The organism is Lactococcus nasutitermitis (assembly GCF_018403765.1).
GTDB lineage: Bacteria > Bacillota > Bacilli > Lactobacillales > Streptococcaceae > Lactococcus > Lactococcus nasutitermitis.
Genome location: NZ_BOVQ01000004.1, coordinates 1 through 23,564 on the forward strand (window position 1 = coordinate 1; position 23,564 = coordinate 23,564).

Here is a 23,564-nt window from a genome sequence, read left to right on the forward strand (position 1 = left end):
AATCTTAAAAGGAAATTTCGCAAGTGTCGCAGGAAACTGGAAACAAGCCTCAACAAATGATATCATTCATATCAGCACAAGTGCCACAAATTATACTTTAACAGGGAAAACACATCCAAGTTACATCATGGAAAGTCGCAAATCCAATGGTTACAAAGCTTATTTTACCTCTGGTACTTATCAGGGTTCAAGAGGTGAGCAGTACACAAGTACCTACAACACAGCTACATTGAGCAATGGTACTTACTATGTGAGCGGACTTTTAGACCAACTCGCACCCGCACAACTTGGAATGACTATAGTAGATCACAGTTACGTTTTCATCCCTAAAGGTGTTGTTGGCGTACCAGGAAGTGATGCAAGCAAAGACCGTATCGTGATGTATACTGACACACCAACAACTGCTCTTTTAAACAAAGCAAATGTAAAAAACGTCTTTTACAAACAGTAAAAAAAGAAGCTATCTTTCCAAAAGATAGCTTTTTAAAATTCCAAAAAAATCCAGATATGTTAAAATAAACTCATGAACCTCAAAACTGCAATCCAAAAACTCGCCCAAGAATTAAACATTCAAAAAATCGGTTTTACAAGTGCCGATGACTTTGAATACCTCAGAAAATCCCTGACTGAGCAGAAAAATGCGGAGCATACGAGTGGTTTTGAGCATCAAAATCTCGATGAACGTCTCCAACCAAAACTTGCTGTACAAGATGCAAAAACGATTATTTCGATAGCTATTGCTTACCCAAATAAAAGCACAGAAAAACCAGCAAAGACCACTTTCAAACGTGGGCATTTTTCGCGCGGAAGTTGGGGAGAAGACTATCACAATGTCCTCAATCGCAAAATGCAAGAACTTGCCAAAGGAATTGAAAAACTCGCAGGAGATTTTAATTATAAAGCGATGGTAGATACTGGTGCGTTAGTAGATGTCGCAGTCGCAGCTCGTGCTGGACTTGGATTTATTGGCAAAAATGGCCTTCTCATCAGCAAAGAATACGGCAGTTGGATTTTCCTTGGCGAATTGGTGACTAATCTCGATATTGAGCCGGACAGTCCCGTTGATTATGACTGTGGTGATTGTGGGCGCTGTATCGACTTTTGTCCGACAAATGCCCTTTTAGGAGATGGACGACTGAATGCCAAGCGTTGTCTAAGTTTTCAAACACAAACAAAAGGAATGATGCCTGAAGAATTTCGTGAAAAAATCAAAACAGTCATCTACGGCTGTGACATCTGCCAAATCGTTTGCCCCTATAACAAAGGTATTAACAGCCATTTCCATCCAGAAATGGAAGCTGACCCAGAACTTACCAATCCTGAGCTTATTCCCTTGTTAGAGCTGACGAATAAACAGTTTAAACAAAAATTTGGAACAATGGCAGGAAGTTGGCGAGGGAAAAATCCACTCCAACGCAATGCTATCTACGCTTTGGCAAATAGCAATGACAAATCAGCCATTCCAAAACTTCAAGAAATCATCAAAAATAATCCTCGAGAAGACATGGTAGATGCTGCTGAATGGGCAATTTCAAGGATTGGTAATAAAAATAAATTTCGCCCGAAAAATAAAGCAACACAAGAAGACAAAAAATTCTAGCATCTCCTTTTTTGTTCAAAATATGATAAAATAAGAACTATGGAACTATCTGAAATCAGAAATTTATTAGAAAATCATCGAAGTAAAATCGATGATTTTCACGAGTCGCTTGACCTTGAACGTCTCGAAGAAGACATTGCGCTTTTGGACAACGACATGGCAGACCCAAACTTTTGGAATGACCAAGCCGCAGCGCAAAAAGTCATAGACGAATCCAACGCTTTAAAAGCAAAATACGATAACTACATGGCAATGAGTAGTATGCTTGAAGAAGCAGATACAATGCTTGAAATGCTTCAAGAAGAACCAGACGAAGACATGCAGGCAGAACTTGAGGAAAATGTTGATAGCTTAGCAAAAAGAATTGAAAGTTATGAGCTTGAAATTTTACTCAATCAGCCTTACGACCATATGAATGCAATTCTTGAAATTCACCCCGGTTCTGGAGGTACAGAGTCACAAGACTGGGGCAGTATGCTCATGCGAATGTACACACGTTGGGGAGAAGCACACGGTTTCAAAGTGGAAATCCTTGACTATCAAGATGGTGATGTCGCTGGTTTAAAGTCAGTAACAATCCGTTTTGCAGGACACAATGCTTATGGTTTCTTACGAAGTGAAAAAGGCGTACATCGTCTCGTGCGTATTTCTCCTTTTGACTCAGCAAATCGGCGCCACACAAGTTTTACTTCTGTAGATGTGATGCCAGAGCTTGATGACACGATTGAGATTGATATCAAGCCGGCAGATGTCAAAATGGACGTTTTCCACTCAGGTGGCGCTGGTGGACAAAATGTCAACAAAGTCACAACAGGTGTGCGTTTAACCCATATTCCAACAGGAATTGTGACCCAATCTACACAAGACAGAACACAATATGGAAACCGCGAAATTGCGATGCGTCTCTTAAAATCCCGTCTTTATCAAGTAGAAGTAGAAAAGAAACAAGCAGAAGTTGATGAACTTCGTGGTGACCAATCCGATATTTCTTGGGGCAGTCAAATCCGTTCTTATGTTTTCATGCCTTATCAGCTTGTGAAAGATACACGAACAGGATACGAAACAGGACAGATTGATAATGTGATGGACGGTGACCTGGACGGCTTTATCAATGCTTATCTTCGCTGGAAAATGTGAAAAAATTCAACGAAGAAATATTTATGTTATTCATTAGAAAACAAATATCAATAAAAAACACGAATTGTTGTATAAATAATGAGATATTTTGGTATAATGAATCAGGCTGTAGAGTAAAAAGTACAGAACAATTTTTGAAAACTATCTAAATCTGTTCAAGCAGGATTGGACATTTCATGTATTGAAATAATTTTCAAATCTTATGTAAGGAAAGGTGCTATGAGTAGTATTATAAAACTTAGCAACGTGACCAAAAAATATTCCAACGGAACGACAGCATTGCGCAATATCTCGCTTGAAATTGAAACGGGTGAATTTGCTTATATTGTTGGTCCGTCCGGAGCTGGTAAATCAACGTTTATCAAGTTACTTTATCGTGAGATAAAGATTGATAAAGGAACAGGTCAAGTTGCAAAATATGACTTAGCCAGACTAAGAAAACACGACGTGCCTATGTTGCGCCGTGCGGTTGGAGTTGTCTTTCAGGACTACAAACTCTTGCCAAAGAAAACTGTTTATGAGAATATTGCTTATGCAATGGAAGTTATTGGGAAAAATCCCCGTGAAATCAAACGTCGGGTCAATGAAGTACTTGACCTTGTTGGCTTAAAACATAAAATTCGTTCATTTCCTAATGAACTTTCTGGAGGGGAACAGCAACGTGTGGCGATTGCGCGCTCGATTGCAAATGCGCCAAAAGTTTTGATTGCTGATGAACCAACAGGAAATCTGGATCCAGAAAATTCTTGGGAAATCATGAACTTGCTTGAAAAAATCAATCTTCAAGGCACAACAATTCTCATGGCAACACACAATAGTCAAATCGTTAATACGCTGAAACACCGTGTTATTGCGATTGAGAATGGACGTATTGTCCGCGACCAAGAGGAAGGAGTTTACGGCTACGATGATTAGAAATTTCTTCAAACATATCGGAGAATCACTGAAAAGCTTGCGACGGAATGGTTGGATGACTGTTGCTGCGGTTTCTTCGGTCACAATCACATTGGTTTTGGTGGGGATTTTCTTATCAATTATCATGAACACCTCAAAATTGGCTAATGATATTGCTGAAAATGTGCGCGTTGTGGCTTATATGAAGCTCGATGTCCATGACCAGCAAGAGAAAATTCCAGACCCTAAAAATAAATTAAAACAAATTAATAATCCTGACTATCGTAAGGTTTATAATGAGTTAAATCAGATTTCTGGTGTAAAAAAAGTTACTTTTTCAAGTAAAGATGCGCAATACAAACAATTAACAGCTGTTATGGGAAAAAATTGGGACCTTTTTAAAGGAGATGCCAATCCGCTCTATGATGCTTATATTGTTGAGGCGAAAACCACTGCTGATGTGAAACCAATTACCACTGCGATTTCTAAGCTTCCAAGTATTGAAAGAGCGACTTATGGTGGTGCTAATTCCAATCGAATTTTCGAGATTTCTAAGATGATTCGTTTGTGGGGAACAGGTGCTGCAATTCTCTTGCTTTTGGTGGCTGTGTTCTTAATTCAAAATACCATCCGAATTACGATTATGTCGCGTCAACGTGAAATTCAGATTATGCGTTTGGTGGGGGCAAGAAATGGTTATATTCGTTGGCCGTTCTTCCTTGAAGGTGCTTGGGTTGGTTTGCTTGGCTCAATTATTCCGAGTGCATTGATTATATGGCTGTATAGACTGGCTTATGTGAGCTTCACGCCAAGTCTGCACACACAAGATTTATCTATCTTAACGCCAAATTCATTTATTCCGTTGATTATTGGAATTATGGTAGTTATCGGTGTATTGATTGGTTCATTTGGTGCGTTGCTTTCTATGCGCCGTTTCTTAAAAGTATAAAATTAAAACTCGCCTTGTGCGAGTTTTTTGGAAAATAAAAAAAGAATTTCCTTATCGAAATTCTTTTTTTAATTAAATATCATAATCATCATCAGACATGACTTCAACTTCGCCGAGGAGATAAGAATTACCTACTTGACTGAAGAAGTCGTGGTTGCTTGATGAAGTGGAAATACCGTTCATCACGACAGGATTGACATCAGCTGCTGTATCAGGGAAAAGTGGGTCTTGTCCAAGGTTCATCAGGGCTTTATTTGCATTGTAACGTAAGAAAGTTTTGACCTCCTCTGTCCAACCTACTTCATCGTAAAGAAGTTCGACATATTTTTCTTCATTATCATAAAGTTGGTAGAGCAAATCATACATCCAGTTACGGAAATCTTCTTGTTCTTTTTCAGAAAGTTCGTTGAAACCGAGTTGGAATTTGTAACCAATATAAGTGCCATGAACACTTTCGTCGCGTAAAATCAGTTTGATGATTTCAGCAGCATTAATCATGCGATTATTTCCCAAATACCAAAGTGGTGTGTAAAATCCAGAGTAGAAGAGGAAAGTTTCGAGAAAGACGCTAGCAACTTTCTTTTGGAGCGCTGTTCCATTTTGATAATAATGATTGACAATCTCTGCCTTTTTTTGCATATAAACATTGGTATCTACCCAATCAAAAAGAGTATCTATTTCACTTTTTGAGAGAAGCGTTGAAAAAACGGTAGAATAGGATTTTGCATGAACAGCTTCCATAAAGATGATATTGTTGAAACAAGCACGTTCTTGCGGTGTTCGACTGTCTTCAATCATTGATAGATTGCCATCTTGAGATTGTAAAGTATCAAGTAATGTGAGGCCTGCAAATACTTTGCTGTAAGTATCACGTTCGAGCGGAGAGAGTTTTTCGCGCCAGTCGTCCAAGTCGTTGGAGACAGGAACACGCGTGTCTAGCCAAAACTGGCTGGTCAACTTTTCCCATGTGTATTTATCAATAGCATCTTCTACATTGTTCCAATTTATTGCGTGATAATAAGTTGGAACAATGAGCTTTTCTTGTTCGGACATATTTTTTCCTCGATTTGTTTGTAAAATTTATTTTTTTAGGACTGATAATTTTTTTGACAGTTCTGTCAAAAATTAAATGACACAACTTTCACATTGGTTGGCACCAACTTCGTCTTCGTCATCTGTAAATGTGCGGATATAGTAGATAGTTTTCAAGCCTTTTTTGAAAGCATAATTACGCAGAATAGATAAATCACGTGTAGTCATTTTATTTGTCGTAGATTTCCATTCATAAAGTCCTTCTGGCAAGGTTGAACGCATGAAAAGTGTGAGCGACAAGCCTTGGTCAACGTGTTCAGTCGCAGCTGCATAAACGTCAATCACAGCGCGCATATCCGTGTCATAGGCAGATTTGTAATAAGGAATGGTGTCTGTCGCAAGTCCAGCTGCAGGATAATAAATCTTACCGACTTTCTTTTCTTGACGTTCTTCGATACGATTGACGATTGGGTGAATAGAAGAAGAACAGTCATTGATATAGCTGATTGAGCCATTTGGCGCAACTGCCATACGATAAGAATTGTAGATACCATCTGCCATGACGGCTTTTTTCAAAACTGTCCAATCTTCAACAGTTGGGACGGGAATACCATCAAAAAGTGATTTGACTTTGTCACTGACAGCCTCGAAATAATCGTGTGTGAGGTATTTGTCAAAATAACTGCCATTTGCATAAGCCGAATTTTCAAAGCCAGCAAACGTGGAAGATTTTTCAACTGCTAAACGGTGTGAAGCTTTTAAAGTATAGTAGTTCAGGAGCATGAAATAAACGCTGGTGAACTCAACGGCTTCCTTACTATCATAATGAATGTGAGAATTTGCTAAGAAACTGTGCAATCCCATTGCACCAAGTCCAATCGCGTGCATTTCGTCATTTCCCTTGCGGACAGTTGGGACAGTATCAAGATTTGTTGTCTCAGAGATGAAAGTGAGTGCACGCACCATTGACTCAATCGCTCCTGCAAATTGATTACCAGAAGTCATCATGTTCATGATATTTGTTGATCCGAGATTGCAGGCAACATCTGTCCCAAGAACTTTGTAAGTTTGGTCGTCGTTAAGAACAGAAGTGGTTTGCACTTGGAGAATTTCTGAACAGAGATTACTCATTGAAATTACACCAGCAACTGGATTGGCACGATTGGCTGTATCAATATTGATAACGTAAGGATAACCTGATTCTTGTTGGAGTTTTGAGAGTTCTTGTTCCAAGTCACGCGCGTTGATTTTCTTTTTACGGATATCTGGATTTGCCAAAAGGGCATCATATTCTTTTGTAATATCCACTTCAGCAAAAGGTTTTCCATAAAATTTCTCAACAAAATAAGGGTCAAATAAATACATATCTTCGCCATTTTTGACAAGTTCGTAAAATTTATCTGGCACAGTCACACCGAGTGAAAGTGTTTTGACACGAATTTTTTCATCGGCATTTTCCTTTTTGGTAGAAAGAAATTCCATGATATCTGGGTGAAAAATTGACAGATAAACCACACCAGCACCTTGACGTTGTCCGAGTTGATTGGCATAAGAGAAACTGTCTTCAAAAAGTTTCATGACAGGGACAACACCGGCGGCAACACCATCATAACCTTTGATTGGCGCACCTGCAGAGCGGAGATTTGACAAATTCAGTCCAACACCACCACCATTTTTGGAAAGTTGCAGAGCAGAGTTGATCGTTCGACCGATGGAGTTCATATCATCTGTGAGTTGAAGTAAGAAACAACTGACAAATTCGCCACGACGTTTGCGACCGGCATTGAGAAATGTTGGCGTTGCAGGTTGATAGCGACGATGAATCATTGAAAAAGCGAGATTTCGTGCTAAATCTTCATTGCCGTCTGCCATATAAAGCGCATTCATGAGTACACGGTCTTCAAAATTTTCGAGATAAAGTGTGCCTTCATTATTTTTCATAGCATATTGATTGTAAAATTTATAAGCTGCCATGAAACTATCAAAGCGAAAACCGAAATCCAGCAATTCTTGGTGTAATTGCTCAATAAATGCACTATTGTATTTGCGAATGAAAGTTTCTTCGAGATAATCTTTAGAAATAAGAATTTCCAACTTCTCAGCATAACTCTCAGCACTAAAACTGTTGGGAAAGACATTTTCTTTAAAAAAAGCAGAAATCGCTTCCTTATCCTTTGCCAGAGGAATTGCACCATTGACAGGGATATTGATTTCATTGTTTAACTCGAAATAAGTAATATTTTTTAAGTCTTTAAGCGACATATTTTCTCCTCAAAATTTTTGACAGAACTGCCGAAGGGGTTAGGTACTTTAGTGCCATCCTGTCAAAACAAAAAAATGTGAAAATCAAGTTCTGAAATTTTTGACAGTTTTGTCAAAAAAAGATACTTACTGTTTCAACTGTTCTTGTTGAAAATTACCAGCTCGTGTTTTAATTTGCGCACCTTTTGACAATCTTGTCAGCAAATCCTCAACCACAATGACGTCCGTCGTTGTACCATTAAATTCAAAATCAAAAAGAATAGGAATTTGATAGCGCGCTGACAGTTCTTTTGCCGTAAAAATATAAATACCAGCAAAATTTTTATTTCCAGTTCCAATAATTCCTTTACAAAAAGCAGCATTTAAACCCCAGCTCATAAAATCAAACACAGGGTCCATAACTTCTTGACTTTGCTGGACAGTCGGTGTTTCCTCCGCATAACTTGGCGTAATCAACACAAAAGGCTCCGTCATCTCAAGCTCAGGTTCACTAGGAATAATTTCAACAGCCTCAACATTACGGAGTTTTCCCACAAAACGGCGCGTTTGACCAGTAAGACTAAAGAAAACAACTTTCATACTTCTACCAACTTTGCAAGTTCACTTGGACGAAAGCCGGAAAATGAGACTGTTCCATTTGTGACAACAGGCGCAGCGCGATAACCCATATCAAGTACAGTTTGTACATATTCAGGTTGTTCTTCAATATTGATTTCATTAAAAGCAACAGAATGCTCATCGAGCCATTTTTTAACCATTTTGCATTGCATACAGTTGTTTTTAGAGTAAACAGTAATCATTTTTTCTCTCCTCAGATTAAATAAATTGTACATTCATTTTATTATAAAAAAAATATCTAGTCAAGTGATTGTAACTAGATATTGTGGTTGAAAATATTTGAAAACGATAAACTATACTATATCTTGTGCTGCTTAGAAAGGTTCAAGCCCCAAGGAATAACGGATTCATTACGATTTTTAATCCTTTTCACGTTTGATTGATGACGGAAAATAATAATTCCAGCCAGCACCAAAATAATCACAGAAAAAATCAAATCATAATGTGGCAATATAAAATGAAAGGCAGGAAAAATCGCAATTCCAATCAAAGCCGCCACAGCAGCAGAAATACTTGAAAGACTAATCATACTAAACAAAAACAGAACAATCAGAAAAATAAGTAAAATATAAAGGAGGAAAAGAGGATTAAAGCCAAGAACAACACCAGCAGAAGTTGCTACAGCTTTTCCCCCATGAAAATGGTCAAAAATAGAAATCGTATGACCGATAACAGCGAATAAACCAAAAATCAAAGGTGAAATTCCATGAACATGAAAGAAAATGGGGAGAAGAGTCGCCAAAGTTCCCTTGAGTAAGTCAAAGATAAAAACAGCGACACCAGCTTTCGCTCCCAACACCCGAAAAGTATTGGTTGTACCCGTATTTCCAGAACCAAAATCATGCAGATTTTTTTTAAAGAAAATCTTTCCAAGCCAAAGACCAGCAGGGATAGCTCCCAATAAATAACAAACAATAAGCAAAAGTGCAATAGTCATAATTTCTCCAAATGTAAGCTTCTTAATTGTATAATTATAGCATAAAATCGTGAACTAATGAAGTTTTCATCAGAGAGCTGTATTCAAAAAAACTACACTGATTTTTGACAAAACATTTTGAACAAGTTACAATAGAAAAGATAATAGTTGTATTAGTCTTTTTAAACAATGAAGTATCAGCTAAATCAAGATTGATATGAACTTAGGAGAAACAGAAAACTATGGTTATAGATATAAAACATTACGATGATAATGCCATTCAAGTCCTTGAAGGCTTGGATGCCGTGCGCAAACGACCAGGAATGTATATTGGCTCAACAGATACAACAGGCTTGCATCATCTCGTCTGGGAAATTGTTGACAACGCAGTTGATGAAGCACTTTCAGGCTTTGGACAAAAAATTTCAGTGACTATCAATAAAGACGGCTCGCTCACAGTTGAAGATGAAGGACGAGGAATGCCCGTTGGTATTCATAAAACAGGGATTCCAACCGTCGAAGTCATCTTTACGGTGCTTCACGCAGGAGGAAAGTTTGGACAAGGCGGATATAAAACTTCTGGTGGACTTCACGGAGTTGGTTCATCTGTTGTCAATGCTCTTTCTACGTGGCTTGAAGTTGAAATTACCAGAGATGGTGCTGTTTATCGTCAGCGCTTTGAAAATGGTGGACATCCGGCAACAACGCTTGTAAAGATTGGTAAAGCCCCCAAGTCAAAAACAGGCACAAAAGTAACCTTTATGCCAGATGACACAATCTTTTCTACCACAGAATTTAGATATTCTACAATCTTTGAACGCTTGAATGAATCCGCATTTTTACTTAAAGATGTTACGATGACACTGACAGATAAGCGTACAGATGAAGAAGCAAGTTTTCACTATGAAAATGGTGTGCAGGATTTCGTCAAATATCTCAATGAAGATAAAGACAGCTTAACGCCCGTTCTCTATTTCAATGGGGAACAAGATGAATTTCAAGTAGAAGTAGCTCTCCAGTACAATGACGGATATTCCGAAAATATTCTCAGCTTTGTCAATAATGTCCGTACCAAAGACGGCGGTACACACGAAGCCGGTTTAAAATCGGCAATTACTAAAGCCATGAACGATTATGCACGCAAAGTCAATCTGCTCAAAGAAAAGGATAAAAATCTTGAAGGTTCTGATTATCGTGAGGGACTGACTGCTGTTCTTTCTATCCTTGTCCCAGAAGAACATTTGCAATTTGAAGGACAAACAAAAGATAAACTCGGCTCGCCACTTGCTCGTCCAATTGTTGATAATGTAATTGCTGAAAAATTGAGTTTTTACCTACTTGAAAATGGCGAACTTGCGCAAAATCTGATTCGCAAGGCAATTAAAGCGCGTGAGGCGCGTGAAGCTGCACGTAAAGCGCGTGATGAAAGTCGCACAGGGAAAAAATCCAAAAAAGATAAAGGTTTATTATCAGGAAAATTAACCCCAGCGCAAACAAAAAATCCTAATAAAAATGAACTCTATCTTGTCGAAGGAGATTCCGCTGGAGGCTCAGCAAAACAAGGACGCGACCGTAAATTCCAAGCGATTTTACCACTTCGCGGGAAAGTTATCAATACTGAAAAAGCAAAAATGCAAGATATTCTCAAAAATGAGGAAATTAACACCATGATTTATACAATTGGTGCAGGTGTTGGTGTAGATTTTACCTTGGAAGACCGCAATTACGATAAAATCATTATCATGACCGATGCAGATGATGATGGGTCACATATCCAAGTTCTCCTACTTACTTTCTTTTATCGCTACATGAAACCATTACTAGAAGCAGGACATATCTATATTGCTCTCCCACCACTTTATAAAATGAGTGAAGGAAAAGGGAAAAAAGAAAAAGTTGAATATGCTTGGACAGATGGAGAACTTGAAAAACTACGTAAAAAGTTTGGACGTCATGCAAATTTGCAACGTTACAAAGGATTGGGTGAAATGAATGCTGACCAACTTTGGGAAACAACAATGAACCCTGAAACGCGCACACTTATCCAAGTGAAGATTGATGATGCCGCGCAGGCTGAAAAACGTGTTTCTGTCCTGATGGGAGATAAGGTAGAACCGCGACGTAACTGGATTGAACACAACGTAAAATTCACATTGGAAGAAGAAACGGTGTTTTAATTAGGAGTTAGGAGAGTAATGAATGGAAAAGTACGTTGTTTTTGATTTTGAAACGACAGGGCTGAATGCTCAGAAAAATGAGATTATACAGATTGGTGCTGTAAAGTTTGATGAAAATGATGTTGAAATTGCACGTTTTAATCAACTTATTCAGCCTAAAGCACATTTTATTCCCAAGAAAATCACTGAAATTACGCAGATTGCTTGGGAAGATGTTGCAAGCGAACCAAGATTAGCAGATGTTTTACCAGATTTCCTAAACTTTTTGCATGGTAATTTGTTAATTGCACATAATGCACCTTTTGATATGGGATTTCTCTATCAGGCAATTATTGAGCTGGATATTCGTAATGCTGAACATTTTGAAGTGTATGATACATTGGCAGAAAGCAAAAGATTACTGAAAATGAAGAGCTATAAACTTGAGCGTTTCAAAGATGTTTTAGGAATTGAGCTGAGAAGTCATGATGCACTGAATGATTGTTTGATTACAGCAAAACTATATCAGTATTTGCAAGAAATAGACCATCCAAAACCAGTGGTTGAAAATGTTCAAGGAAGTTTATTTTCAGATTTTGATGATAATACCATTACCGTGGAAATTCGTCGTAAAATCGGTTTGCCAATCACAAAAGATTTGGTTTATTATCACAAAGATAATAATAAAAACTGGGAAAGATTTGATGTGACAGGTTTGCAAGTGCAACAGGAATATTCTGTTGGTTATAGTTTGACATTAACCTTGTATAATAATGAAAAGGTGCGCATTCACTCGGATTTCTTTGCGCAAATGCAAAAAGTGAATTTTGTTACTGAAATGATGAAAGAGTTGTGAGATGAACTGGAATTTAAAAGCATTTGATACTCTTTCAGTGCAGGAACTTTATGCCATTCTCAAAGTCCGTGTTGATGTTTTCGTTGTGGAGCAAAACTGTCCTTATCCTGAACTTGATGATAAAGATAAACTTGCACAACATCTTTTTCTAACAAATGAAAAAGGGGAAGTCATCGCTTATTGTCGGCTTTTACCGCAGAATGTATCGTTTAAAGAAGTATCAATCGGTCGTGTTTTAGTCAATCCGAACTTCCGTAAGCAGGATTTTGGTCGTGAATTATTGCAAAAAGCGCTTGATGTGTTAAATGAGCAGAAAGAAAGAGCGATTAAAATTGAAGCTCAGTATTATTTGCGGAATTTTTATGCATCATTTGGTTTTGAAGAATGTTCTGAACCTTTCCTAGAAGATGGGATTAAGCACGTGGAGATGCTAAGAAAAAATTAACAGTTTTAAAAAAATATGTTAAACTAGAATAAGATTTTTAGAAAACTAAGGAAAACTATGTCAAATATTCAAATTTTACCTCTTGAGGATATTATGGGCGACCGTTTTGGTCGCTATTCAAAATATATTATCCAAGAGCGGGCGCTCCCTGATATTCGCGATGGTCTAAAACCTGTACAACGTCGAATTTTGTACAGTATGAACAAAGATGGGAATACTTTTGATAAGGCTTATCGGAAGTCGGCGAAGTCGGTCGGAAATGTCATGGGTAATTTTCACCCACATGGCGACAGTTCTATCTATGATGCGATGATTCGTTTGTCGCAGGATTGGAAGATGATGGAGCCACTGATTGAGATGCACGGAAATAATGGTTCGATGGATGGTGACCCACCAGCTGCGATGCGTTATACTGAGGCACGTTTGTCGGAAATTGCCGGATTTTTGCTTCAGGATATTGAAAAAGAAACAGTTTCAACGGCTTGGAATTTCGATGATACGGAAAAAGAGCCGACTGTTTTGCCAGCCTCATTTCCTAATTTGTTGGTGAATGGTTCAACAGGGATTTCTGCGGGATATGCGACGGATATTCCACCACATAATCTGAATGAAGTGATTGATGCAACGATTTATATGATTGACCATCAGAATGTTGATGTACCTAAAATCATGGAATTTTTGCCAGGGCCTGATTTTCCAACGGGAGCAATTATTCAAGGAAAATCTGAAATTCGCAAGGCTTATGAGACGGGAAAAGGGCGAATTGTTGTACGTTCAAAAGTGACTGTAGAGTCAATGAAAGGTGGACGTGAGCAGCTTGTTGTTAGTGAAATTCCTTATGAGTTGAATAAGGCGAATTTGGTTAAGCGGATTGATGAAATTCGTGTGAATGCAAAGGTGCCGGGAATTGCGGAAGTGCGTGATGAGTCTGACCGTGATGGATTGCGGATTGCGATTGACCTGAAAAAAGAGGCGGATAGTCAGTTGGTGCTGAATTATCTTTATAAAAACACGGATTTGCAGGTGAATTATAACTTCAATATGGTGGCGATTGACAATATGACACCTTGTCAGGTCGGTGTATTGCCGATTTTGAGGGCTTATATTGCGCACCGTGAGGATGTGATTGTCAAGCGTTCACGTTTTGATTTGTCGAAGGCGGAAAAACGGCTTCATTTGGTTGAAGGCTTGATTCGTATGGTTTCAATTCTTGATGAAGTGGTGGCGACCATTCGTGCATCGGAAAATAAATCAGATGCGAAGGAAAATCTGAAAATTTCTTATGATTTTACTGAGGAACAAGCAGAAGCAATCGTGACTTTGCAACTTTATCGCTTGACGAATACGGATATTGTTACTTTGGAGCAGGAACAGGCTGATTTGCAAGAGAAAATTCTTGAGCTTCGGGCGGTTATCAATGATGAGAAAACATTGTTTAATCTGATGAAACGTGAATTGCGTGAAGTGAAAAAGAAATTTGGTAAGGCGCGCCGTTCTGAGCTGCAAGCAGATGTGCAGACGATTGAGATTGAAGCGCACGAATTAATTGTTGAGGAGGAAACAGTTGTTTCTGTGACACGTTCGGGCTATATCAAACGGACTTCTCCACGTTCATTTGCTTCGTCAACCTTGGATGAAATCGGTAAACGCGATGATGATAGTTTGATTTTTGTGAAAGCTGATGCGAAAACGACACAACATTTGCTGATATTTACGAATCTGGGAAATGTAATTTATCGACCTGTGCATGAGTTGACGGATGTGCGTTGGAAAGATATTGGTGAGCATTTGTCGCAAAATGTGACGAATTTTGAAGCTTCTGAGGAGATCATTTTCGCTGAGATTTTGGATAATTTTGATGGAGCAATGACCTATTTGGTGGCGACAAAAGTAGGACAAATCAAGCAAGTTGAGCGTTCAGCATTTAGCCCTTGGCGGACTTATCGTTCAAAAGCGACGGCTTATGCGAAGCTCAAAGGAGCAGATGATGAGGTACTGACTCTCTTACCTATTACGAAGCTAGATAGCGATATCGTGCTTGTTTCTCATCAAGGTTATGCCTTGCGCTTTAATCTGTCGGAAGTCCCTGTTTTGGGGGCAAAAGCGGCTGGTGTTAAGGCGATGAATTTGAAAAATGGAGACCAACTTTCTGCTTGTATGTTCGTGACGACGTCAAGCTGGTATTTGCTGACACAACGTGGTTTTATTAAGCGCGTGAAATTTAGCGATATTCCTGCGACAAGTCGTGCCAATCGCGGCTTACAAGTGTTGCGTCCTTTGAAAGTCAATCCACATACTGTGTTTGCTGCTGGTTTGGTTCAATCTTCTGAGAAATCAGATGAAAGTTTGGCAGAACTTGATTTATTTAGTCCAGCAGTGGAAGTAGATGAGAGCGATATTTCTCAACAGCAAGTATTGCAGATTAGAGGAAATGATGACAAACTTTATGATGTTATCTTGGACGAATTGACGGTTTCTGAGCGTACAAGTAATGGTCATCCGATTGCGGAAGATATTGACAGTGTCAATGATGCTAAAATTTTATAAAAATCTAGGTGGATTTTCTGCCTAGATTTTTTGACAGGATTGCCGAAGGGGCTAGGCGCTTTAGCACCAGCCTTCTCGGACAGGATGAACTTATATCGTAGATGTGAATTTGTACCCTGTCAAAAATGTTGCTAGGGGTGTTTAGAATTTTTTGACAGTTCTGTCAAAAAAATTGAGAGCTTGTAACGGTAAAAAGTGCTATAATAAAAAAATGAAAAATACTGAAAAACCTCAACTTGACCGTCTTGCGGATTTGCATATGCACATTTCTGCGAGTGTAACGCCTGAAATTCTCTGGGATTTGGCACATGAACAGGGCATGAAATTGCCGACACGCGATTATTTTGATTTTGCAAAATCGGTGCAGATTTCGGGCAATGTTGGCTACGATGATTATTTGAAAATGTATGATTTGCTGGAGGAAATCCAATCAACACCTGAGTCGATGTTTCATTTGGCAGAGCAAGTGCCGACAAATTTGTATCAGCATGACAAGATTGACTTGGTTGAAATTCGGATGAACCCAATGTTGCGCTCGCGTGAGGGAAAAATTGACTTGGACCATATCATCGTTTATACCTTGCAGGGACTGGAACGGGCGAGTTTGAAATTTCCGCGTTTGAAGACGGGACTGATTTTGTCAATGGACCGCCGTTTTAGTCCGGAGGTTAATCGAATTATTGTTGACAAAGCTATCAAATACCGTGACCGTGGTGTGATTGGCATTGATTTGGCAGGTCCTATTGATCCGAATTTCTCATTTGATGATTTGACAGGTCTGTCAAAACGCATTCACGCGGAAGGTTTGGGTTTGACCATTCACACGGGCGAAGCGACAGATGTCAATGAAATGTGGGAAGTGGTTGAAAAGCTCAAACCCAATCGGATAGGGCACGGCATTGCTTCGGTGCATGACGAGCATTTGATGACTTATCTAGCGGAGCATGAAATTGTGCTAGAAACCTGTCCAACGTCGAATTTGAAAACGCAAGCAGTCAAAGATTTGGATGAAATGCGCGAGAATTATCACACCTTGCTCAAACATCACGTGCCTTTTACCATCAATACGGATGGGCCAATTTTACAGAACACGACTTTGCCGAAAGAATATGAATTGTTGATGTCGAATGACATTTTGACTTTGGAAGAAGCAGCTATGGCAAATGAATTGGCGCATAAAGTGAGTTTTATTAGATAAATATGAGAGCCGCGATTTCGCGGTTTTTATGGTATAATCAAGAGATGAAAAAATATCTTTCACTTGTTATTATTGCGTTGGGAATTGTCGCAGACCAGTTTTTTAAATCTTGGGTTGTTGGGCATATTCCGCTGGGAAATGTACGAAATTTTTTGCCTCGTGTTTTGAGTTTGACTTACCTGCAAAATCGTGGTGCTGCTTGGTCGTCGCTTGAAGGGCAACAGTGGTTTTTCCTGATTTTGACACCGATTGTGGTGCTAGCTGCTGCTTATTTTTTGTGGAAAAAAGCGACGAATAATTGGTATTTCTTTGGGCTATCATTGATTATCGCTGGTGCTTTGGGAAATTTCATTGACCGCGTGCATCAAGGCTTTGTCGTTGATATGTTTCAGACGGATTTTATCAATTTTCCGATTTTCAATATTGCCGACAGTTTGCTGTCAGTGGGATTTGTACTCTTATTTATCGCGATTTTGACGGATAAAGAGGCAAAATAATTTTTGACAGAACTACTGTAGGGGCTAGGTGCTTTAGCACCAGCCTTTCTCGGATAGGGGGAACTCATATCGCAGATGTGAGTTTGTACCCTGTCAAAAAATATTGGAGGGAAGATGGCGTATGAAAAAAAGTTTTTAGAACTTGTCAAAAAAAATCAAGAACTGATGACAATCCTTGACACAGTCCACACGCTGAATTTGCCAGACTGTTGGATTTCAGCAGGTGCAGTTTTTCAAACTATCTGGAATGAAATTGACAATCGTCCTGTAATGACAGCTGTTCACGATATTGATATCACTTATTTTGACACAGAAAATAGTTTTGACAGTTCTGTCAAAAAAGATAAGCAGCTAGAAAAATTTTTGACAGAGCAATTTGGCTATGAATTTGACGTACACAACGAAGCCTATATGCACCTGTGGCAGGGACAAAATATTGAACCTTATACATCAAGTGAAAATGCAATGACACGTTGGATTGCAACAGTTCACGCTGTCGGAATCTCAGGAAATTCAGAAAATATAAAAATTCTTGCGCCATTTGGATTAGAAGATATTTTCAAAAAAATCATCCGACCTATCTATCACAAAGACAACAATAAGGCCCTCTATGATGCAAAAGTTGCAAAATGGCAGGCACGTTTTAATGACCTAATCATTATTCCTTGGGAGGAAAATATAATTTGACACAGCTAATTATCAGCGAAGAAAACGAAAACCAACGTCTTGACAAAGCACTATCCGTTTTGACAGACCTGTCAAGAACACTGTTGACAGAGCTTATCAGAACAGATAAGGTCACAGTTAATGGCGAAATAAAAAAAGCAAAATATAAAGTAAAAACAGGAGATAATATCGAGTTTGAGCCACCAGTTGCCAAAGAATTAGAAATTCTTGCAGAAGATATTCCACTGGATATCATCTATGAAGACGCAGATGTCGCTGTGGTCAATAAATCTCAGGGAATGGTCGTACATCCTTCAGCAGGTCATTCGACGGGAACGCTCGTCAATGCACTCATGTACGCGATGACAGACCTCTCAAGCATCAATGGAGTTATCCGCCCAGGGATTGTCCACCGGATTGATAAAGACACCTCAGGCTTACTGATGATTGCCAAGAACGACAAGGCACATGAAAGCCTCGCCGCACAATTAAAAGAAAAAAGTACGAAGCGCAGGTATCTCGCGCTCGTCCATGGAAATCTGCCCAACGACAAAGGAACGATTGAAGCACCGATTGGCAGAAGTTCAAAAGACCGTAAAAAACAAGCTATCAATGCAGAAGGCAGACCTGCGATAACGCATTTTGAAGTACTAGAGCGTTTTCCCGAAGCAAATTATACCTTAATTGCCTGTGAGCTTGAAACAGGTCGCACACACCAAATTCGTGTTCATATGGCATATATCGGTCATCCTGTTGCCGGAGATCCACTTTATGGGCCGAAAAAAACACTCACGCCCAACCATGGACAATTTCTCCACGCAGAAAGCCTTGGATTTATTCATCCAACAACAGGAAAATTCATGGCATTCACTATCGAACCACCTAAAATTTTCCAGAAACAACTCAATTCACTCAGAAAAACTTTTTGACAAACCTGTCAAAAAGTTTTTTTATCAAAAAAATCAGTAAAAGTCTTGACAAAAATAAATTAACAGTATATATTATATATAGTGTTAACAAAAAAACATTAAGAAGGAAAATAAAATGCCTACATATGAAAAAGAAGCAGCAAGCTTTATCCATGACCTCAAAGAAGTGTACAAATCAGAAATCATGAAGCAGTTTAATCTCTATGCACAGGGTGAGATGGTTGTACTCATCTATCTCATGCACCACGAAGAAGAACCGTCACTCCCCAGTGAGATTGGCAAAGCGACAAATACCAGCCCAGCACGTGTTGCCGCCATTCTCAAAAGTCTTGAGAAAAAAAACTATATCAGCCGAGAAATGGACCTCAAAGACCGCCGCAAAATCCGAGTAGAAATCACCCAAACAGGCAAAGAAAAAGCTCTACATGAGAAAAGTATTGCTCTAGGGCGCATGGAAAAAATCTTCGCAGAAATGGGTGAAGAAGCAACCAATCAGCTGATAAACTCTGTTGAAACATTCAAACAAGTTTCACGCGCACTTTATGCAAAAGAGCATCAACAAAAAGAAAGTGAAAATAAACATGGCACTCAATCCTAACACAAAAGCTTGGCAACGTAATACAATGATTGTTCTTGTTTTGATTGCAACCTTTGCAGGGATGCTCAACTCAACCACATTGGCAACAGCCGTTCCAACATTGACAAAAGACTTCAATATCTCAATGTCCACCGCTCAACAAGCCTCTACTTGGTTTTTGCTTGGAAATGGGATTATGATTCCTGTGACCGCCTATCTCATCTTAAAGTTCAAGACCAAACATCTCTATATTTTTGCCTATATTGCGATATTTATAGGGACTTTGATGGTTTTTATCACCCCCACTTCCAACTATAATATTTTTCTCATTGGACGTATTATTCAGTCTATCGGCGTTGGAATTACCATGCCACTTTTGCAAGTCGTTCTTGTCGAGCTTTTTCCAGCTGAAAAACGAGGCGCAGCGATGGGCTTAGCAGGATTTCCAATGGCACTCGCACCAGCACTTGGTCCAACCTTTGCCGGTTGGGTACTCAATGCTAATCACCATTTTCTCGGCTTCACATTAGCGGCGACTTGGCGTTCAATTTTCTTCGTCCCGCTCGTTATCATCGGCATTTGTCTTGTTTTATCTCCATTTATTATCAAAAACGTCTTGGAAAATGAACAAGTTCATCTCGATTTTCTATCATTCATCATGTCTATTCTTGGATTTGGCTTCTTTCTTTGGGGCTTTACCAATGTAGCAAGTGATGGCTGGACAAAATTCAGCACTGTTTTAGCCCCAATAATTGGAGGCTTGATTGTGATTGCCTTATTCGTTGTCCGCCAACTCCACATGAAAGAACCTTTCCTTGATATGCGTGTCTTTAAAGTTAAACAGTTTACTATTTCAACATTGACACTTGCAGTAGTCACAATGGCAATGATGGGTGTAGAAATGATGCTCCCGATCTACTTACAGGAAGTTCGGGGACTCTCAGCACTCAGCTCAGGTCTTGTCCTTTTACCCGGTTCACTTTTGATGACTATTGTTATGCTCGTTTCCGGACGCGTTTTTGATAAAATAGGTGGGAAACGCCTTGCTTTAACTGGCTTTTTCCTCCTGGCAATCGGAACATTTCCCTTCATGTTCCTAAATTTGAGCGTTTCTGAACACTTTATTACCACCGTCTATGGTGTGCGAATGATTGCCGTTGCCATGATTATGATGTCAATGTTTTCAAGTGCTTTAAATGCCCTTCCCAAAAATGAAGTGGCACATGGAACAGCTTCAAGTAACACCGCCAGACAAATTGCTTCAAGTGTTGTCGTTGCTCTCTTTTCAAGCGTTACCCAAAATGTCACGAACAATCATGCACCAGCACACGCTCTCAAAGCGATTGACCCACTCAAATATGCCAGCCAAACAATGGACGCAGCTCTAAAAGGATTTCATGTTTCCTTCACAATGGCTTTTATTTTCAGCATCTTAGGTATCGTAGTTGCCTGTTTCTTACAGGCAGGAAAAATTATCATTGATGACAAAGACTTGGAGGTGAAAAAATGATTATTCTCATCATTGCACTATTTACAGTAGCAACATTCATCTGTTTTCTTTATATCAAAAAGACAAAACTTCGTTGGACTTTGGGCGTTCTTTCCATGCTTTTGCTCGTTGCTTCTATTTTACTATTGGTTGCTAATTTTTCAGGAAATTGGGGAACAAAAACCATAACAACACGTCAAACAAGCAATATTTACACCGCAGGAGAAACAAACGTCGCTTACAATCTTCTTATCAAACAAGAAATCGGAACAGGCAGTCATAATTACGCTTTTGTTTATCGCACAAATAAAAACGAAATAAAAGCAAAAGCTCATTTTGTACCTGATACAAACAATATTTCTCAAGCAGTAAAAAAACGAGCAACTTATCAGATGACAAGTCAAAAACAAGCGACCGTTGTAACGGTAAAAAAATATCGCAAACTCTCTAATGGATTGCCAAAATTTTTATTCAATTTAGGAAATAATAATCAAAAACTCCTTAAGCAAACAACAACAGTTTATCTTCCAGAAAATACTTGGCTTGTGTTGACAGAAACACAAGCGAAAGAATTAAAAAAGAAAGCACCAGAACTAGAAAAAGCAGCAAATGCTCAAGCAGAGCAACAAGCAAGTCAATTAAAAGCAGCAATCGCAGCAACTCCTACTCCAGAAGCTAAACAAGCCTTGGAAGAAGAAGCACAGAAAAAAATCGCTGATGAAGAAGCAATAAAAAACAATCCGAGCGCTTATGCAAAAGCACAGATTACAGCCATTCGTCAAGCTTTAAATATCAAAAAATAAACTATACCAATTTTTAAATACACAAATATACCAAAATCAAACAAATAAATCCTTGACAAAAATAAACTCTAGTATTATAATGTTTTTGTACTAAAAAACAAAAGAAAATTAACTATACCAATTTAGTTAAAAACGGAGAAAACAAATATGTGTGGTATTGTTGGTGTTGTAGGTTCACGAAACGCAACAGATATTTTAATGCAGGGACTTGAAAAACTTGAATATCGTGGTTATGATTCAGCAGGTATTTTTGTTACAACTGAAGCTGGAAGGTCAAAACTTGTCAAATCAGTTGGACGCATTGCTGACTTACGCGAAAAAATCGGAATTGATGTTGCAGGAACAGCTGGAATTGGACATACACGTTGGGCAACACACGGTAAACCAAGCGAAGATAATGCGCATCCACATACTTCAACTTCTGGACGCTTTGTCCTTGTTCACAATGGAGTAATTGAAAATTTCGTTGAATTACGCGAAGAATATCTTGCAAATGACACTTTCAAAGGTCAAACAGATACTGAAATTGCCATTCATTTGATTGCCAAATTCGCCGAAGAAGAAGGACTTGACACACTTGCTGCTTTCAAAAAAGCACTCGGATTAATTAAAGGTTCTTACGCTTTCGCCCTCATGGATATTAAAAATCCAGATGTGATTTATGTAGCGAAAAACAAATCTCCACTTTTAATCGGTCTTGGTGATGGTTATAACATGGTCTGCTCAGATGCAATGGCAATGATTCGTGAAACTTCTGAATTTATGGAAATTCATGATAAAGAACTCGTTATTTTGACAAAAGACAGCGTTACAGTCACAGATTATGCAGGAAATGTTATCGAACGACCAAGCTATACAGCAGAACTTGATTTGAGCGATATCGGCAAAGGCACTTATCCTTTCTATATGTTAAAAGAAATCGACGAACAACCTACTGTTATGCGTAAACTCATCAGCACTTATGCTGATGAAAACGGCGCAATGAAAGTGGATGCTGAGATTGTGAAAGCTGTCCAAGAAGCAGACCGAATTTACATTATTGCCGCTGGTACATCTTATAATGCTGGATTTGGTGCAAAAATCATGCTAGAAGCCTTGACAAATACACCAGTTGAACTCGGTGTCGCAAGCGAATGGGGCTACGGAATGCCACTCTTAAGCAAAAAGCCATTCTTCATCTTCCTCTCACAATCAGGCGAAACAGCAGACAGTCGTCAAGTATTGGTAAAAGTCAATGAACTTGGACTTCCTAGCTTGACTGTTACAAACGTACCTGGCTCTACCTTATCCCGTGAAGCAACTTATACAATGTTAATTGGTGCTGGCCCTGAAATTGCCGTAGCATCAACAAAAGCTTACACAGGACAGATTGCAACACTTGCCTTCCTAGCAAAAGCAGTTGGCGAAGCAGATGGTAAAGAAGAAGCAAAAGAATTTGAACTAGTAAAAGAATTATCATTAGTTGCCCAATCTATCGAAGCCACTTTATCTGAAAAAGAAAAAATTGCCCAGATTGTAAAAGAAAACCTTTTGACAACACGTAATGCTTTTTATATCGGACGCAAGCAAGATTATTTTGTCGCAATGGAAGCAAGCTTAAAACTCAAAGAAATCTCTTACGTTCAATGTGAAGGCTTCGCAGCAGGCGAATTAAAACACGGAACAATTTCACTGATTGAAAAAGATACACCAGTTCTGGCTTTAATTTCTAATAATCCAGAAGTAGCAGCTCACACACGTGGTAATGTTATGGAAACAGTAGCGCGTGGCTCAAGCGCGATTGTAATTGTTGAACAAGGCCAAGAACGCGAAGGCGATGATATCATCGTCAATGCCGTTCACCCATATCTCTCAGCAATTTCAATGGTCATTCCAACACAACTCATTGCATACGAAACATCTATGCAACGCGGTTTAGACGTTGATAAACCTCGTAATTTAGCAAAAGCTGTAACAGTAGAATAAAAAATAATCGTATAAACCAAGATAGAGT

General features: G+C 38.9%; 22 protein-coding genes. 17 read left to right on the forward strand and 5 right to left on the reverse strand.

The genetic code is table 11. The annotated features are described in order from the left end of the window. From KJS36_RS04380 to ftsX, 5 genes are all read left to right on the forward strand, one after another. Positions 1-451, forward strand: a 451-nt coding sequence (locus KJS36_RS04380) for a hypothetical protein (protein WP_213534743.1), incomplete at its 5' end; no start/stop codon positions are given. Between the two features lie 72 nt (positions 452-523). Continuing rightward, a complete protein-coding gene (gene queG / locus KJS36_RS04385; protein WP_213534745.1) occupies positions 524-1,600 on the forward strand; it encodes a tRNA epoxyqueuosine(34) reductase QueG in 1,077 nt (358 codons plus the stop codon). Between the two features lie 39 nt (positions 1,601-1,639). Then, positions 1,640-2,737, forward strand: coding sequence for a peptide chain release factor 2 (gene prfB / locus KJS36_RS04390; RefSeq protein WP_213534747.1), 1,098 nt, complete (start codon positions 1,640-1,642; stop codon positions 2,735-2,737). Between the two features lie 219 nt (positions 2,738-2,956). Continuing rightward, the gene (gene ftsE / locus KJS36_RS04395) at positions 2,957-3,652 is read left to right on the forward strand and encodes a cell division ATP-binding protein FtsE (RefSeq protein WP_213534749.1); all 696 of its coding nucleotides are present in this window, start codon (positions 2,957-2,959) and stop codon (positions 3,650-3,652) included. Beyond that, entirely contained in the window at positions 3,645-4,580 is a 936-nt protein-coding gene (gene ftsX, locus KJS36_RS04400) for a permease-like cell division protein FtsX (RefSeq protein WP_213534751.1), read from the forward strand. Before ftsE ends, ftsX begins: the two co-directional genes overlap by 8 nt. A 72-nt stretch (positions 4,581-4,652) precedes the next feature. Here ftsX and nrdF read toward each other — a convergent pair whose 3' ends face one another. The 5 genes from nrdF to plsY all read right to left on the reverse strand — a co-directional run bounded on the left by nrdF (position 4,653) and on the right by plsY (position 9,429). Further along, on the reverse strand, positions 4,653-5,633 hold the full coding sequence (gene nrdF, locus KJS36_RS04405) for a class 1b ribonucleoside-diphosphate reductase subunit beta (RefSeq protein ID WP_213534753.1): 981 nt from the start codon (positions 5,631-5,633) through the stop codon (positions 4,653-4,655). Positions 5,634-5,705: 72 nt separating this feature from the next. Beyond that, positions 5,706-7,874: a class 1b ribonucleoside-diphosphate reductase subunit alpha gene (nrdE, locus tag KJS36_RS04410; protein ID WP_213534755.1), complete on the reverse strand. Its 2,169-nt coding sequence runs from the start codon at positions 7,872-7,874 to the stop codon at positions 5,706-5,708. Between the two features lie 126 nt (positions 7,875-8,000). Next, positions 8,001-8,453, reverse strand: a complete 453-nt coding sequence (nrdI, locus tag KJS36_RS04415) for a class Ib ribonucleoside-diphosphate reductase assembly flavoprotein NrdI (protein WP_213534757.1) — start codon at positions 8,451-8,453, stop codon at positions 8,001-8,003. Further along, positions 8,450-8,674: a glutaredoxin-like protein NrdH gene (gene nrdH, locus KJS36_RS04420; RefSeq protein ID WP_213534759.1), complete on the reverse strand. Its 225-nt coding sequence runs from the start codon at positions 8,672-8,674 to the stop codon at positions 8,450-8,452. Before nrdH ends, nrdI begins: the two co-directional genes overlap by 4 nt. Positions 8,675-8,790: 116 nt before the next feature. Then, entirely contained in the window at positions 8,791-9,429 is a 639-nt protein-coding gene (gene plsY, locus KJS36_RS04425) for a glycerol-3-phosphate 1-O-acyltransferase PlsY (protein WP_213534762.1), read from the reverse strand. 221 nt (positions 9,430-9,650) lie between these two features. Between plsY and parE the strand changes: the two genes are divergently transcribed. The 12 genes from parE (at position 9,651) to glmS (ending at position 23,536) form a co-directional block, all read left to right on the forward strand. Beyond that, positions 9,651-11,585 (forward strand): DNA topoisomerase IV subunit B, encoded by a 1,935-nt coding sequence (gene parE, locus KJS36_RS04430; protein WP_213534764.1) that lies wholly within the window; start codon positions 9,651-9,653, stop codon positions 11,583-11,585. 22 nt (positions 11,586-11,607) lie between these two features. Continuing rightward, a complete protein-coding gene (locus tag KJS36_RS04435; RefSeq protein WP_213534766.1) occupies positions 11,608-12,420 on the forward strand; it encodes a 3'-5' exonuclease in 813 nt (270 codons plus the stop codon). Position 12,421: 1 nt separating this feature from the next. Further along, complete coding sequence (locus KJS36_RS04440) at positions 12,422-12,865, forward strand: GNAT family N-acetyltransferase (RefSeq protein ID WP_213534768.1); 444 nt, start codon at positions 12,422-12,424, stop codon at positions 12,863-12,865. Positions 12,866-12,922: 57 nt separating this feature from the next. Next, positions 12,923-15,412 (forward strand): DNA topoisomerase IV subunit A, encoded by a 2,490-nt coding sequence (gene parC / locus KJS36_RS04445; RefSeq protein WP_213534770.1) that lies wholly within the window; start codon positions 12,923-12,925, stop codon positions 15,410-15,412. 211 nt (positions 15,413-15,623) lie between these two features. After that, positions 15,624-16,610 carry an adenosine deaminase family protein gene (locus KJS36_RS04450; protein ID WP_213534772.1) on the forward strand — a complete coding sequence of 329 codons (987 nt, stop codon included), beginning with the start codon at positions 15,624-15,626 and terminating at the stop codon, positions 16,608-16,610. A 44-nt stretch (positions 16,611-16,654) separates the two neighbouring features. Further along, positions 16,655-17,107, forward strand: coding sequence for a signal peptidase II (gene lspA, locus KJS36_RS04455; protein WP_213534775.1), 453 nt, complete (start codon positions 16,655-16,657; stop codon positions 17,105-17,107). 114 nt (positions 17,108-17,221) lie between these two features. Further along, positions 17,222-17,794, forward strand: a complete 573-nt coding sequence (locus KJS36_RS04460; protein ID WP_213534777.1) for a nucleotidyltransferase family protein — start codon at positions 17,222-17,224, stop codon at positions 17,792-17,794. After that, positions 17,791-18,702: an RluA family pseudouridine synthase gene (locus KJS36_RS04465; protein WP_213534779.1), complete on the forward strand. Its 912-nt coding sequence runs from the start codon at positions 17,791-17,793 to the stop codon at positions 18,700-18,702. Before KJS36_RS04460 ends, KJS36_RS04465 begins: the two co-directional genes overlap by 4 nt. A 115-nt stretch (positions 18,703-18,817) precedes the next feature. Beyond that, a complete protein-coding gene (locus tag KJS36_RS04470) occupies positions 18,818-19,300 on the forward strand; it encodes a MarR family winged helix-turn-helix transcriptional regulator (RefSeq protein WP_213534781.1) in 483 nt (160 codons plus the stop codon). Next, positions 19,284-20,789 (forward strand): MDR family MFS transporter, encoded by a 1,506-nt coding sequence (locus KJS36_RS04475; RefSeq protein ID WP_244842745.1) that lies wholly within the window; start codon positions 19,284-19,286, stop codon positions 20,787-20,789. Before KJS36_RS04470 ends, KJS36_RS04475 begins: the two co-directional genes overlap by 17 nt. Next, a complete protein-coding gene (locus tag KJS36_RS04480; protein ID WP_213534785.1) occupies positions 20,786-21,571 on the forward strand; it encodes a DUF4811 domain-containing protein in 786 nt (261 codons plus the stop codon). Before KJS36_RS04475 ends, KJS36_RS04480 begins: the two co-directional genes overlap by 4 nt. A gap of 147 nt (positions 21,572-21,718) precedes the next feature. Continuing rightward, positions 21,719-23,536, forward strand: a complete 1,818-nt coding sequence (glmS, locus tag KJS36_RS04485; RefSeq protein ID WP_213534788.1) for a glutamine--fructose-6-phosphate transaminase (isomerizing) — start codon at positions 21,719-21,721, stop codon at positions 23,534-23,536. Positions 23,537-23,564: the final 28 nt, after the last annotated feature.

What these genes read in the sequence shown, in the direction of transcription:
- queG (WP_213534745.1), top strand. Translation starts at nt 524, where the DNA reads ATGAACCTCAAAACTGCAATCCAAAAACTCGCCCAAGAATTAAACATT.
- prfB (WP_213534747.1), top strand. Translation starts at nt 1,640, where the DNA reads ATGGAACTATCTGAAATCAGAAATTTATTAGAAAATCATCGAAGTAAA.
- ftsE (WP_213534749.1), top strand. Translation starts at nt 2,957, where the DNA reads ATGAGTAGTATTATAAAACTTAGCAACGTGACCAAAAAATATTCCAAC.
- ftsX (WP_213534751.1), top strand. Translation starts at nt 3,645, where the DNA reads ATGATTAGAAATTTCTTCAAACATATCGGAGAATCACTGAAAAGCTTG.
- nrdF (WP_213534753.1), bottom strand. Translation starts at nt 5,633, where the DNA reads ATGTCCGAACAAGAAAAGCTCATTGTTCCAACTTATTATCACGCAATA.
- nrdE (WP_213534755.1), bottom strand. Translation starts at nt 7,874, where the DNA reads ATGTCGCTTAAAGACTTAAAAAATATTACTTATTTCGAGTTAAACAAT.
- nrdI (WP_213534757.1), bottom strand. Translation starts at nt 8,453, where the DNA reads ATGAAAGTTGTTTTCTTTAGTCTTACTGGTCAAACGCGCCGTTTTGTG.
- nrdH (WP_213534759.1), bottom strand. Translation starts at nt 8,674, where the DNA reads ATGATTACTGTTTACTCTAAAAACAACTGTATGCAATGCAAAATGGTT.
- plsY (WP_213534762.1), bottom strand. Translation starts at nt 9,429, where the DNA reads ATGACTATTGCACTTTTGCTTATTGTTTGTTATTTATTGGGAGCTATC.
- parE (WP_213534764.1), top strand. Translation starts at nt 9,651, where the DNA reads ATGGTTATAGATATAAAACATTACGATGATAATGCCATTCAAGTCCTT.
- KJS36_RS04435 (WP_213534766.1), top strand. Translation starts at nt 11,608, where the DNA reads ATGGAAAAGTACGTTGTTTTTGATTTTGAAACGACAGGGCTGAATGCT.
- KJS36_RS04440 (WP_213534768.1), top strand. Translation starts at nt 12,422, where the DNA reads ATGAACTGGAATTTAAAAGCATTTGATACTCTTTCAGTGCAGGAACTT.
- parC (WP_213534770.1), top strand. Translation starts at nt 12,923, where the DNA reads ATGTCAAATATTCAAATTTTACCTCTTGAGGATATTATGGGCGACCGT.
- KJS36_RS04450 (WP_213534772.1), top strand. Translation starts at nt 15,624, where the DNA reads ATGAAAAATACTGAAAAACCTCAACTTGACCGTCTTGCGGATTTGCAT.
- lspA (WP_213534775.1), top strand. Translation starts at nt 16,655, where the DNA reads ATGAAAAAATATCTTTCACTTGTTATTATTGCGTTGGGAATTGTCGCA.
- KJS36_RS04460 (WP_213534777.1), top strand. Translation starts at nt 17,222, where the DNA reads ATGGCGTATGAAAAAAAGTTTTTAGAACTTGTCAAAAAAAATCAAGAA.
- KJS36_RS04470 (WP_213534781.1), top strand. Translation starts at nt 18,818, where the DNA reads ATGCCTACATATGAAAAAGAAGCAGCAAGCTTTATCCATGACCTCAAA.
- KJS36_RS04475 (WP_244842745.1), top strand. Translation starts at nt 19,284, where the DNA reads ATGGCACTCAATCCTAACACAAAAGCTTGGCAACGTAATACAATGATT.
- KJS36_RS04480 (WP_213534785.1), top strand. Translation starts at nt 20,786, where the DNA reads ATGATTATTCTCATCATTGCACTATTTACAGTAGCAACATTCATCTGT.
- glmS (WP_213534788.1), top strand. Translation starts at nt 21,719, where the DNA reads ATGTGTGGTATTGTTGGTGTTGTAGGTTCACGAAACGCAACAGATATT.